Source organism: Ruegeria sp. AB6 (genome assembly GCF_056542685.1).
Map to the genome: position 1 here is coordinate 78,031 of NZ_JBQGAD010000001.1, position 13,647 is coordinate 91,677.

At 59.9% G+C, this 13,647-nt stretch carries 10 protein-coding genes; 6 read left to right on the forward strand and 4 right to left on the reverse strand.

Annotated elements, in window-relative coordinates:
* Positions 1–38: 38 nt before the first annotated feature.
* Together ACR0DB_RS00385 and ACR0DB_RS00390 are read left to right on the forward strand one after the other, a co-directional pair.
* Positions 39–1,247, forward strand: a complete 1,209-nt coding sequence (locus tag ACR0DB_RS00385) for a multidrug effflux MFS transporter (protein WP_480548130.1) — start codon at positions 39–41, stop codon at positions 1,245–1,247.
* A gap of 56 nt (positions 1,248–1,303) precedes the next feature.
* Positions 1,304–2,962, forward strand: a complete 1,659-nt coding sequence (locus tag ACR0DB_RS00390; RefSeq protein WP_170782489.1) for a hypothetical protein — start codon at positions 1,304–1,306, stop codon at positions 2,960–2,962.
* A 137-nt stretch (positions 2,963–3,099) separates the two neighbouring features.
* On the opposite strand, the gene mfd is transcribed toward ACR0DB_RS00390, so the two are convergent.
* Entirely contained in the window at positions 3,100–6,558 is a 3,459-nt protein-coding gene (gene mfd, locus ACR0DB_RS00395) for a transcription-repair coupling factor (RefSeq protein WP_480548132.1), read from the reverse strand.
* Positions 6,559–6,579: 21 nt separating this feature from the next.
* The gene (locus ACR0DB_RS00400) at positions 6,580–7,104 is read right to left on the reverse strand and encodes a component of SufBCD complex (RefSeq protein ID WP_170774303.1); all 525 of its coding nucleotides are present in this window, start codon (positions 7,102–7,104) and stop codon (positions 6,580–6,582) included.
* A 108-nt stretch (positions 7,105–7,212) separates the two neighbouring features.
* Between ACR0DB_RS00400 and hemB the strand changes: the two genes are divergently transcribed.
* The 4 genes from hemB to ACR0DB_RS00420 all read left to right on the forward strand — a co-directional run bounded on the left by hemB (position 7,213) and on the right by ACR0DB_RS00420 (position 12,064).
* A complete protein-coding gene (gene hemB, locus ACR0DB_RS00405) occupies positions 7,213–8,211 on the forward strand; it encodes a porphobilinogen synthase (RefSeq protein ID WP_480548134.1) in 999 nt (332 codons plus the stop codon).
* Between the two features lie 140 nt (positions 8,212–8,351).
* A complete protein-coding gene (locus ACR0DB_RS00410) occupies positions 8,352–8,924 on the forward strand; it encodes a lipid-binding SYLF domain-containing protein (protein ID WP_170774306.1) in 573 nt (190 codons plus the stop codon).
* Positions 8,925–9,097: 173 nt separating this feature from the next.
* Positions 9,098–11,560: a penicillin acylase family protein gene (locus tag ACR0DB_RS00415; RefSeq protein ID WP_480548136.1), complete on the forward strand. Its 2,463-nt coding sequence runs from the start codon at positions 9,098–9,100 to the stop codon at positions 11,558–11,560.
* Between the two features lie 108 nt (positions 11,561–11,668).
* On the forward strand, positions 11,669–12,064 hold the full coding sequence (locus ACR0DB_RS00420; protein WP_170774310.1) for a nuclear transport factor 2 family protein: 396 nt from the start codon (positions 11,669–11,671) through the stop codon (positions 12,062–12,064).
* 3 nt (positions 12,065–12,067) lie between these two features.
* Here the strand turns inward: ACR0DB_RS00420 and hflX are convergent, their stop codons facing one another.
* Entirely contained in the window at positions 12,068–13,339 is a 1,272-nt protein-coding gene (gene hflX / locus ACR0DB_RS00425) for a GTPase HflX (protein WP_480548138.1), read from the reverse strand.
* Positions 13,339–13,578, reverse strand: a complete 240-nt coding sequence (gene hfq / locus ACR0DB_RS00430) for an RNA chaperone Hfq (RefSeq protein WP_005982826.1) — start codon at positions 13,576–13,578, stop codon at positions 13,339–13,341. Before hfq ends, hflX begins: the two co-directional genes overlap by 1 nt.
* Positions 13,579–13,647 lie beyond the last annotated feature (69 nt).

A 13,647-nucleotide genomic window follows, 5' to 3' on the forward strand; every position in this document is an offset into this window, starting at 1 on the left:
GACCGCGCGTGATAGCGCGAACGGGTCAGGAGGGCACCATGGCCAGTCGCATGTCTCGCGGAGAGTTCGTCGCACTTGTTGCAATGATGTTTGCAACAATTGCGTTTTCCATCGATTCGATATTGCCTGCGCTGCCCGATATCGGCGCACAGCTTAGCCCCGATGACACCAACAAGGCGCAACTGATCCTGACATCCTTCGTGCTGGGTATGGGTATCGGCACCTTCTTCACCGGCCCGTTGTCGGACGCTTTCGGGCGCAAACCTGTAATCTATGTAGGCTCGGCCCTTTATATCCTTGCCGCTGCCGCCGCATGGGCAAGTTCTTCGCTGGAAATGCTGCTGCTGGCCCGCGTTCTGCAAGGTGTCGGCAGCGCCGCGCCGCGTGTGGTCGCCATGGCCATTATCCGCGATCTCTATTCTGGGCGCGAGATGGCGCGGATCGTCTCCATCGCCATGATGATTTTCACGTTGGTCCCGGCCATTGCGCCCATGATGGGCGCCGGCGTGATCGCCCTGGCCGGTTGGCGCGCGGTCTTTGTCTCCTTCATGCTGTTTTCGCTGATCACCATCGTATGGATGGGCCTGCGTCTGCCCGAGTCGCTGACACCCGAAAACCGCCGTCTCTTGCGCTTGCCGCTAATGCTGGATGCCGCCCGCGAGATGTTCAGCCACCCCACGGTGCGCCTGTCAATCATGGTGCAGACCCTGTGCCTTGGCATGCTGTTTACCATGTTGACCATGGTCCAGCAGGTCTATGACGAGATCCACAACAGCGCCCACAGCTTTCCCTTCTGGTTCGGCTTTGTGGCACTGATGTCGGGCTCGGCCAGTTTGCTGAATGCGACCCTTGTTGTGCGTCTGGGCATGCGACGGTTGGTGACTTGGGGGCTGGGCGGTCAGATCCTGTTCACCTCATCCGTGCTGCTGCTGAATTCGTTCGACCTGTCGGCCAACCTGTCCTTTGCGCTATTCGTCAGTTGGCAGACAGCGGTGTTCTTCATGGCCGGAATGACCATGGGCAACCTCAACGCCATCGCGATGGAACCGATGGGCCATATCGCGGGCATGGCGGCTTCGGTGATCGGTTCGGTTTCAACCGTTCTGGCCGCGCTGATCGCTGGCCCAATCGGTCTGCTCTTTGACGGTTCGATCCTGCCTCTGGGCGCGGGTATACTGACCATGAGCACATTGGGTTTCGGCCTGATGCTGCATATGGGCCGGATCGAAAACAGACTACTCGTCTGACCTGTGCAGCTTGATTGAAACGCGCTAACCTCCGCTCGACCCGAGGGGAGACTGAAATGAGCGACTATTACGATCTGGGCCCATATTCCTGCCCGATCACTACGACTTCACACGACGCGCAGCTTTGGTTCGATCGGGGGCTGAACTGGACCTACGGTTATAACCATGACGAGGCCGTCGCCTGTTTCCAGCGCGCTGCCGAGGCCGACCCGGACTGTGCCATGGCCTTTTGGGGTATCGCTTATGCGGCGGGTCCTAACTATAACCTTCCCTGGGATTTGCGAGATGACCGCGGGAAGAAAAAGTCGCTCGAGCAAGCCTATGACGCAGCGCAGCAGGCACTGGCTCTGGCCTCAATCTGCAACCCGGTCGAACAAGCGCTGATCAACGCCCTACCCGCACGCTATCCGCAGCGCGAACCAATCCCCGACATGCACAGCTGGGACCATGACTTTGCCGAAGCCATGCGTGACGCCTTTGCCGCGCAGCCCGGCAATCTGGACCTGCGCACGGTTTATGTCGAGGCGCTATTGAACCTCACCCCCTGGCAAATGTGGGACCTGAAGACAGGCCAACCTGCCGAAGGTGCCGCAACGTTTGAGGCGCAAACCGCGCTGGAAGACGCCATGACCGACGATCCTGCTGCCATGTCTCATCCCGGCTTGCTACACCTTTACGTGCACCTGATGGAGATGTCGCCAACCCCGGAAAAAGCGCTCAAGGCAGGCGACGTGCTGCGCAGACTGGTTCCCGAGGCCGGGCACCTGGTTCACATGCCCACCCATATCGACGTCCTGTGCGGCCACTACCACGATGTCGTTCAATGGAACCAGCAGGCCTCGGTCGCGGACGTGAAGTATTACGAGCGCGAAGGCGCCTTTACGATCTATACCGGCTATCGGCTGCACAATTACCACTTCGCAATATATGGCGCGCTCTTTTTGGGTCAGATGGCACCGGCTCTGGCCGCAAATCAGGCAATGTGGGACACAACCCCGGAAGAGATGCTGCGTATCGAAAGCCCGCCGATGGCTGATTTCTTCGAAGCCTATCTGTCCATGAAACCTCACATCCTGATCCGCTTTGGTCGTTGGGCCGAGGCCAAAACGCTAGACCTGCCGGATGACCCCGACCTCTACCGAACGCTCACGGCCACAACCCACTATGCCCGCGCACTCGCCCATGCTGCGACCGGAGAGGTTGCCGAAGCCGAAGCGGAAGAATCCCTGTTCCACGCCGCCAAAGCCCGCGTGCCCGAGGCCCGCCGCCTACACAACAACCGAGTCATCGACCTGCTGGAAATCGCCAGTGAAATGCTGCGGGGTGAGATCGAATACCGCAAAGAAAACTATGAAGCGGCATACACGCACCTTCGCCGCTCGGTCGATTTGGATGACACGCTGCCCTACGACGAGCCATGGGGCTGGATGCAGCCCACCCGCCACGCGCTTGGGGCGCTTTTGTTCGAACAAGGTCACGTGACCCAGGCCGAAGCCGTATATCGGGAAGATCTGGGTCTGGGCGGAACGCTCAGCCGCGCCTCGATCCACCCGGACAATGTCTGGAGCCTCAAGGGCCTGCATGATTGCCTCAAGGCGCGGAATGAAACGCTCGAAATCCAACAGATCAAACAACGGCTAGACCTCGCTCTAGCTCGGGCCGACCGGGCGGTCGCAGCTTCGTGTTTCTGCGCCCAAGCCGCGATGCAAAGCTAAATCGCGCTAAAGCGCGATGCCTCCGGCGGGGATATTTTTAGCCAGATGAAGCTGGGATCCCCCGTTCATCTGGCCTTAAATATCCCGGGGGAGTCGCGCGACACGCGCGCCGGGGGCAGCGCCCCCTTCCACCGGTTTCAACTGGTTTTGGACTTCTTTTTCTGGGCGATGACTTTCTCGGCCAGATCACGGGCAATCGCAAACGCCCCCTTGATCTTGTCACCGTCATTCTTCCAGTCCCGCCGCACCACAATCTTGTTGTCTTTGACCTTAGCCATGCCACGTTGGTTTTGGATGAATTCGACCAGCCCTTGCGGAGACGCGAATTTGTCGTTGTGGAACTGAATGGTAGCACCCTTTGGGCCCCCATCCAGCTTGGCGATACCTGCGCGTTTGCACATGGCTTTGATGCGAACGACCAGCATCAAGGTGTTTACCTCTTTCGGCAATTTGCCGAACCGGTCGATCAGTTCGGCGGCGAAGCCTTCCAACTCGACCTTGGTCGACAGCGAGGACAAACGGCGATAAAGGCCCAGACGCACGTCTAGATCGGGTACGTAGTCGTCGGGGATCAGAACCGGGACACCCAGATTGATCTGCGGCGCCCATTGATCATCGGCATCCGACAGCCCTTCCATCTCGCCCGCTTTGATCTTGGCAATCGCCTCTTCCAGCATCGACTGATAAAGCTCGTAGCCCACGTCGCGCATCTGGCCGGATTGTTCTTCGCCCAGCAGATTGCCCGCACCGCGAATGTCCAAGTCCTGAGAGGCCAGCGTGAACCCGGCGCCCAGCGTGTCCAACGAGCCCAGAACCCGCAGACGTTTCTCGGCTGTGGCTGTCAGGCGGGCACGAGGCTTGGTGGTCAGGTAGGCGTAGGCGCGGGTTTTTGAGCGTCCCACCCGGCCTCGGATTTGGTAGAGCTGCGCCAGGCCGAACATATCGGCGCGGTGTACGACCATCGTGTTCGCGGTAGGAATATCAAGCCCGCTTTCCACAATCGTCGTAGCCAGCAACACATCGTATTTGCCATCGTAAAAGGCGTTCATCCGATCATCAAGCTCACCTGCCGCCATCTGACCGTGGGCGACCACATAGGTCAGTTCCGGCAGTTGTTCCTTTAGGAACTCTTCGATCTCAGGCAAGTCCGAGATACGCGGAACCACGTAGAAACTCTGCCCACCGCGATAGTGTTCTCTCAGCAAGGCCTCGCGGATGGTGACCGCGTCGAACTCACTGACATAGGTGCGGATGGCCAGGCGGTCGATGGGCGGTGTACCTATGATCGACAGGTCGCGCACGCCTGTGAGGGAAAGTTGCAATGTCCGCGGGATCGGCGTGGCGGTCAGGGTCAGGACGTGGATGTCGCTGCGCAGCTGTTTCAAGCGCTCTTTGTGGCCGACGCCGAAATGTTGCTCTTCGTCAATGATCAGCAGGCCCAGATTGTTGAACCGAATACCTTTGGCCAGCAATGCGTGAGTACCGATCACGATATCCACGGTGCCGCGTGCCAGCCCGTCGCGGGTTTGCTGCGCTTCTTTCGCTGAAACGAAACGAGAGAGTTGCCGCACTTCAAGCGGGAAACCCCGAAAGCGCTCTTTGAACGAGGCGGCGTGCTGACGGGCCAGCAGCGTTGTCGGCGCGATCACCGCGACCTGAACGCCTGACATGGCGGCGACAAAGGCGGCGCGCATTGCGACCTCGGTCTTGCCGAAACCCACATCGCCACAGATCAGGCGATCCATCGGCGCGCCGGAATGCATGTCTTCCATCACCTCGGAAATCGCGCGCAATTGGTCCTCCGTCTCTTGATAGGGAAAACGAGCGCTGAACTCTTCCCATGCGTGAGGCGGCGGATCCATCACAGGAGCCTTTCGCAATGCGCGTTCGGCTGCGATACGGATCAGCTTGTCCGCCATCTCGCGGATGCGCTCTTTCAGCTTGGCCTTTTTGGCCTGCCATGCGCCGCCGCCCAGACGATCCAGCAGACCTTCGTCATGGCCGTATTTCGACAGTAGTTCGATGTTTTCGACCGGCAGGTACAGTTTCGCGGCTTCGGCATATTCCAGCAGCAGACATTCATGGGCGGCACCGGCGGCGGTGACGACCTCCATCCCCTGATAGCGGCCGATGCCGTGATCCACATGCACCACGAGATCACCTGGGGTCAGGGATTGAGTCTCAGTCAAGAAATTTTCGGCCTTGCGGCGCTTCTTTGGCTGGCGGATCAGGCGGTCGCCCAGCACGTCCTGTTCAGCGATGACGGTCAAATCGGGGGTTTCAAACCCATGCTCCAGCGCCCAGACGGCCAGATGCAGACCGCGTTTGCCGACACGGGTGCCATCGGAGACAGGGATCGCCTCGGCCAAACCTTCGTCTTCGATCAACCCGGTCAGACGTTCGCGCGCGCCTTCGGAATAGGAGGCGATCAGCACCGGGCCTTGGGCCATCTTGTCGGTGATGTGCGCGGCCAGAGCGCCAAACAGGCTGATGCTTTCCTGCTGCCGCTCAGGCGCAAAGTTACGCCCGATCCGCCCGCCCGCGTCGATCACACCCGGCCCACTGGCCTGTGGCAGCGGGCTGAATTGCAGCACCCGACGATCACCGACCGCTTGCTCCCATGCGGCATCATCCAGATAGAGCAATCCAGGCGGGGTCGGCTTATAAATCGTATCCATTCGGGACCGGTTTTCCAGCGCCAAACGTCGGGTCTCATACTGATCAGCAATCGTATCCCACCGCGCCAGACGCGCGGGTGTGACCTGATCATCTACGGTGATCGTTGCGTCGGGAAGGTAATCGAACAGCGTTTCCAGCTTTTCGTGAAAGAAGGGCAGCCAGTGTTCAATGCCCTGATGTTTGCGCCCTGCGCTGACCGCCTCGTACAGAGGGTCATCAGTGCCCGCCGCGCCGAACTCGATACGATAGTTCTGGCGGAAGCGCGTGATGGCGGCATCGTCCAGAATGACCTCGGACACCGGGGCCAGCTCCACCACCTTCAGCTTTTCGGTAGTGCGCTGCGAGACAGGATCGAACCGGCGTGCGCCGTCCAGAACATCTCCGAATAGGTCCAGACGCACGGGGCCGGATTCGCCCGGAGGGAAGATGTCGATGATGCCCCCGCGAATGGCATAGTCGCCGGGTTCCATCACCGTGGGGCTTTGGGTGAAGCCCATGCGCACAAGGAAATTGCGCAGCGCGGCCTCATCCACGCGGTGGTCCACACGAGCGGTAAAGGCCGCCTCGCGTAGAACCTCTCGGGCGGGCACCCGCTGGGTGGCCGCGTTCAACGAGGTCAGCAGCACGAACTGATCTGGCATCTGGTGCACTAACGCCGCCAGCGTCGCCACGCGCGCGGCGGCGATATCTGCGTTGGGCGAGACCCGGTCATAGGGCAGACAATCCCAGCCGGGAAACACAAAGACCGGCATATCCGGCGCAAAAAAGGCAAGGGCTGCTCGCATCGCCTCAAGCCGTTTGTCGTCGCGCGCCACATGACACACCGGCCCGCCGGACCGGGCGATCTCGTTCAGGACAAGCTGTGCGTCAAACCCTTCGGGGGCGCCGCCAACCGTGACATGGTTCGGAGCCTTCATCGCCTAACCTTTCCGAATTCTCTATCCCAGAACGCCGATGGAAAAGTTCTGATACATACCCCAAAGCGAGGTAATCAAGATCGAAATCATCCCCACGATCTGCGTATAGATCCTGCACCGCGTGAGGGTTTTCGCCACAAAGGCCAATTCAGGTTCAACCCGGCTCAACTTGCGCGCGGCCGAGATATTGATGAGCGTTACCAACACCAGTGGAAACATCAGTAAAAACACCGCCTGCGCAAATTCCACGCCATAGACAAAGCCCAGCATGGCCAGCCCGGTGAAGAAAAAACAACTTAGCCCCAGCAGCGCAAGTCCCGACACCTCGACAATATAAAGCAGCCGATTGCGGTTGATCCGGACGATGTCCAGCAGATCCTGCTCGCTTTGCCCTCCGATCCGGCGGGCGCGCTGAACCAGATCAAACGGCACACCCATCGACCAATGGCTGGCGGTCGACCACAAAACGGCCAGCCCGATCCAATACCACAGGTTCGAAAAGCTGCGCATATCGATGATTTCGAAAATCGAAGAAAATAAGTCCACGCGTCAGCCCTTTAATTCACTGTCCTGAGGGACCCGCGTCGATCGTTACCCTTGAGACTACGCCGAATTCATGCCACCCAATGCACGAATATTCAAGGAGAGCGCGACATGAAACCGACCATCGCCCCTTATCCCCTGACGCGCTTTCGCCGGGCCCGCCAGTCCGAAGCCATCCGCGGACTGGTGCGCGAGAACGTTCTGACCACAGATGACCTGATCTGGCCGGTGTTTGTGCGCGATGGAGAAGGCGTGGAAGAACCCGTGCCTTCGATGCCCGGTGTCGTCCGCCGCTCGGTCGATATAATCGCAAAAGCCGCTGTTGAGGCTCAAGCATTGGGGATTCCGGCGATTTGCATCTTTCCCTATACCGACCCAAGCTTGAAAACCGAAGATTGCGCCGAGGCGTGGAACCCCGACAATCTGTCAAACCGGGCGATCCGGGCCATCAAGTCCGCCGCCCCCGATATCGCGGTTATGACGGACGTCGCGCTGGACCCTTACAACATCAATGGTCACGACGGATACGTCGTGGATGGCGAGATTGTGAACGATCAGACCGTCGAGGCACTGGTCAAAATGACGCTGGCGCAGGCCGAGGCCGGGGCTGATATCATCGGACCATCGGACATGATGGACGGACGCATCGGGGAAATGCGCCGTGCTTTGGAAAACGCCGGGCATCACAACGTGATGATCCTCAGCTATGCCGCGAAATATGCCAGCGCTTTTTACGGGCCGTTCCGCGATGCCGTGGGCGCATCGGGTGCGCTGACCGGAGACAAGAAAACTTATCAAATGGATCCCGCCAACTCGAACGAGGCTTTGCGATTGATCGAGCGCGATCTGACCGAGGGCGCAGACATGGTGATGATCAAACCCGGGATGCCCTATCTGGATATCTGTCGCCGTGTGAAGGACGCCTTTGGCGCGCCCACTTATGCCTATCAGGTGTCAGGCGAATACGCGATGGTTCAAGCGGCGGCGCAAAACGGTTGGATCGACGGAGAAAAGGTGATGCTGGAAAGCCTGCTGGCCTTCAAGCGGGCGGGCTGTGACGGCATCCTGACCTATTTCGCGCCCACGGTCGCACGCCTCTTGCAAGGATAAAATTCCAGTGTGACGCGGTTTTTCGCCGATTGTGATGAGTGCGGCGGCAGCTTTCCCGTGACAGGACGCCGCAATCGGCGTAGTCTTGCACATAAGATCGGGATCACCCGGCAAATCAGGCAGTTATACAGAGAAAACATATGAGCAGTTCCAACCTTCCCCGACTGAACCGTCGTGGCTTTGCGCTTGGCATGGCCGGTCTGACCGTGACCGCCGCCTGTGGCAATGGCGTCGGCAATTCCAATGCGGCAACGATCGACGCTCGCGTCGATGCGACGTTGACCGAAATGTATGCGAGCTATCCCAACACTGTTGAGATCGCCAACAAGGCCAATGGTATGCTAGTCATGCCACTGATCACCGAAGCAGGTTTTGTCTTCGGCGGCGGTTTTGGGCGTGGCGCGCTGCGCATCAACGGGGCAACAGTAGACTACTACTCAGCCGTCAAAGGCACCGCCGGCTTACAGATCGGCGCCCAGCAGTATGCGCATGTTCTGTTCTTCATGACACAAGATGCGCTGAACGACTTCCGCCGCGCCAGCGGTTGGACCGCCGGAGCCGACATCGGCTACGTGGTCAGCGATCAGGGCGACAGCCTTTCGACAGACACGACGACACTGCGCTCGCCTGTTCTGGCGGCTGTGTTTGGTCAGGCAGGTCTGCAAATCGGGGCGACCGTCGAAGGCACAAAATACACGCGGATCATTCCGTAAAGCTGAAATGCCCCTCTTCGCTACGTGCCCCGTCATGGCCCAACGGTCGTGGCGGGGTTTTGCGTTTCTAAAGCAGAGTTAAACCTGCATATTTCGTGGCGTTCCTCTTTCGGTTGGTACAGCCTTCCTTTACTCTGCGGGCAAGGTTTGACGGAACGGATCATGGACCGCAGATGGGTATAGTTTTTCGCTGGTTGGTGCGTATCACCTCGGCCCTTGTCATGTTGACGCTGGGGGCTGTGCTTCTGGTTTATTTCTTGGCCAGCCAGTCCCTGCCCGAGTATAACCAGACTGTTGCCATGCGGGGCGTGACCGCCCCCGTCGAAATCGTGCGAGACACCGCAAATGTACCCCATGTTCTGGGTCAATCCGACCCGGATGTGTTCTTTGGGCTGGGCTACGCCCACGCGCAGGATCGTTTGTGGCAGATGACCGTCATGCGCCGCACCGCCCAGGGTCGCCTGTCCGAGGTCTTCGGTGCACGCACCGTCAATATCGACAAGCTGCTGCGCCGGTTGGACCTGTACGGTCTGGCGCATCGCTCGTTTCAGGTACAGGACGACTATACCAAAGCCGCCCTGCGGGCCTATGCGGCGGGCGTGAATGCGCGTTTGGACGAGATCAACGAAATGGCCCTTGGCCGCGGCGCGCCCGAGATGTTTCTGTTCAACGCCCCCGTTTCGCCTTGGCAGCCCGGAGACAGCCTTGCCGTCATCAAGCTGATGGCGCTGCAACTGTCCGGCCACCTTGAGGATGAGGTGCTTCGCGCGCGCACCTCGCTTATGCTGAACGACTCGGCTCGGTTGGCCGATATCCTGCCCGATGTACCCGGTGCCGGGATCGCGGCTCTGCCGGAATATGCCACGCTCTTTCCCGGCCTTCCGCGCTATGCCCAAGGCACGCCGATGCCCGATAGCCCGCTGTCACCTTTCCCCAAGCGCGGCCTTGCAGGCGCGTCTAACGCGTGGACAGCTGCCCCCTCACGCTCGGCTATTGGCGGCACCCTGTTGGCCAATGATCCGCATCTGGGCTTCACCGCACCCGGCGTCTGGTATCTGGCACGGTTAGAGCTGGCCAAAGGCGGCGTGATCGGCGCGACAATCCCTGGTGTGCCTGCGGTCATGGCCGGGCGCAGTGATCGGCTGGGATGGGGACTGACCTCGTCCTATCTGGACGATCAGGATGTGCATATCGAACGGCTCAACCCCGACAACCCCGAGGAATACGAAACACCAGACGGGTTCAAAGCCTTCCGCGCGCGCCCCTCGATCATCGAGATCAAGGACGAAGCCCCGATCACCCTGACCCTGCGCTGGACCGAGAACGGGCCTGTGCTGCCCGGCAGCCACTATGATCTGGAAACGATCACTCCACCCGGTCACGTGACTTCATTGTCGTGGACCGCGCTGAGTGCGCAGGACACCTCCATGTCCGCCGCATTGGCCCTGATGAATGCCAACAGCGTGCGGCAAGGGATCGAAGCAGCCGAGGGCTATATCGCTCCGTCACAGAACCTGTCGCTGGTGGATCGGGACACCATCGGGATGAAACTGATCGGGGCCATGCCACGCCGCGCCCTGCGCAACCAAAGCCGGGGCCGTATCCCGACGCCCGGCTGGCTGAACGAGAACCGCTGGCAAGGTCGCCTGCCCTATGCCGACAACCCCGAATTTGTGGCCCCGGCGGGCGGCATTTTGGGCAATACCAACAACAAGATCATCGACCGTCCCTTTCCCGAACATGTTTCATACGAATGGGGCGACACACAGCGCATTCACCGCTGGCAGCGTTTGATGCAATCGCGCGAAGTGCACACCCGCGACAGCTTTATCGAGGCGCAGCTAGACACGGTCAGTTTCACAGCCCGCTCGCTTCTGCCGCTGATCGGTGCGGACCTGTGGTTCACCGGTGCCTCTGCACCCGAAGGCACGCCCGAACGCCAGCGCCAGATCGCGCTTGGTCTGCTGGCCGAATGGAACGGCGAGATGAACGAGCACCTGCCCGAACCGCTGATTTATGCCGCCTGGTTGCGGGCGCTACAAATCCGCCTGATCTCGGACGAGCTGGGCCCGCTAGCCGCGGAATACAAACATGTCGAGCCGCTGTTCATCGAGCGCGTCTACCGCGACATCGACGGCGCGGCAGTTTGGTGTGACGTCCGTCAAAGCGCACCGGTCGAAACCTGCACTGACATGGCGCGACTGGCGCTGGACGATGCGCTGATCTGGATTTCCGAGAAATACGGTGGCGCGCTGGAATCTCTGCGTTGGGGCGATGCACATCAGGCCACCCATGATCACCCGGTTCTGGGCTCGGTTCCGGTTCTGCGGTTCTTCGTAAATATCCGTCAATCCACCAGCGGCGGCGACAATACTTTGCTGCGGGGGCGTACCTCGGGCGAAGGGCCGGACCCATTCCAGAACGTACATGGCGCGGGGTATCGGGGCGTCTATGATTTCGCCGACCCTGACAGCTCGGTCTTTATCACGGCCACAGGTCAGTCGGGCCATTTCCTGTCGCGCTACTATGACGATCAGGCGCAGCTGTGGCGGCGCGGGGAATACATCCCGATGTCGCTGGACCTTGATCTGGCGCGTGCGGCGGCGGTCGGCGTGACCCACCTGACCCCGCGCTGACACCGGGTTTTAGGCAAGACATTGCCCTGAAACCAAGGTTTCGTGGACGCAGACCCTTGTTCTGGCTTACGATCTCAAGGTGAAACGATTTGAGACCGGGGGAAATTGATGGCCAGTATTAGAGATACGATGAACAATCTTGCGCGCGACTATGCAATCGCGTGGAGTTCAGGCGACCCGGACGCCGTTGCAAGTTTCTATGCACCCGACGGGCAGATCATCATCAATCGGGGCGAGCCCATTGTCGGTCGCGCTGCGGTGGCCGAGATGGCACGCGGGTTCTATGCCGACTTCCCGGATCTTGAAGTGCGCTGCGACATGCTGCGTTGGGCGGGGAGCCACGCCATCTTTGTTTGGACCCTTGAGGGGCACCATGCACAGACCGGCAACCACGTCGTCGCCCGAGGCTGGGAAGAATGGGAACTGACCGCGGATAACAAGGTCAAATCCTCGCTAGGCTGGTTCGATGCTGACGATTACCAGCGGCAGATCGACGGGGCATAGTGCCTACAAGGCGGCGAACTGCGCCGCCTGTTTATCCGTCCACAAAACGGTGATCTTAAAGCCATCCTCAGTCTGCTCCTCGGTCCGCACGACATCCTGACGGAACAGCCACGCGCGTTTGTCGCCTTCGGCAAAGCTGAGCGTCAGGGTGATCTCGTGACGGACGCCTTGCAGCTTGGTGGCGATCTCGGTCAGCAGCACATCAACCCCGTCGCCCGTCACCGCCGAGATGGCAAAAACCGCAGGATCACGCTCGGCGCGGGCTATGGCGGCTTCGCGATTGTCGTCGGTCAACAGGTCGATCTTGTTCCAGACCTCAAGCCGAGGGCGCGCGTCATCCACACCCAGCGAGGTCAGGATCGTTTCGACATCGCGAGCCTGTTCGTCGGTCTCTTCATGGCTGATGTCGCGCACATGCACGACGATATCCGCGCCCAACACTTCCTCGAGCGTGGCGCGGAAAGCCGCCACCAGCTCGGTCGGCAGGTTCGAGATGAAGCCCACTGTGTCCGACAGGATCACCTCGGGGCCGTCGGGCAGTTCCACCCGGCGCATGGTTGGATCGAGCGTGGCGAACAACATGTCCTTGGCCATCACCTCGGCCCCGGTCAGACGGTTGAACAGAGTGGATTTTCCGGCGTTGGTATAACCCACCAGCGCCACAATCGGATACGGCACCTTGGCACGGGCCGCACGGTGCAGGGTGCGGGTCTTGACCACCTTCTGCAATTGCCGCCGCAGTCGCACAAGCTGTTCGTCAATGGCGCGCCGGTCAGCTTCGATCTGCGTCTCGCCGGGGCCGCCGACAAAACCCAATCCGCCGCGCTGGCGTTCCAGGTGGGTCCAGGCGCGTACCAATCGTGTCCGTTGATAGCTGAGCGCGGCCATCTCGACCTGTAGAACACCTTCACGTGTTCGGGCGCGGTCGCTGAAAATCTCAAGGATCAGCCCAGTCCGGTCGAGGATTTTGACCTTCCACGCTTTTTCGAGGTTTCGTTGCTGAACGGGTGTCACCGGGCCGTCGATCAGCACCAGCTCGATTTCATTGTCGTGTAGCCGATCGGCAAGTTCTTCGATCTTGCCACTGCCAAACAGCAACCCGGCTTGCGCCCGCGGAAGGCGCACGATTTCAGAGCCGACCACGTCGAGGTCGGGCAACGCGGCGGCCAAAGCAACCGCTTCTTCCAGCGCCGGTTCGGGGACACGGCGCTGTTCATCTGACTTGATTTCCGGATGCAGCACCCAGGCACGGGTGCGCGTCCTGTCATGTTCCATCAAGAGGCGTCTTCGCCCTCATACAGGTTGATCGGCTGTGATGGCATGATGGTCGAGATCGCATGCTTATAAACCAGCTGCGACTGTCCGTCGCGGCGCAACAACACGCAAAAGTTATCAAACCACGTGATCACACCTTGCAATTTCACACCGTTGATCAGGAAAATTGTGACCGGGACCTTTGCCTTACGTACATTGTTCAGGAACGCGTCCTGCAGATTCTGTCTGTCCGAAGCCATATTTTTATAAACTCGCCATTGTTCTTGCTACGCGCTGCGGACCAACGCGCTCCCTCTGGCGGAGTATGG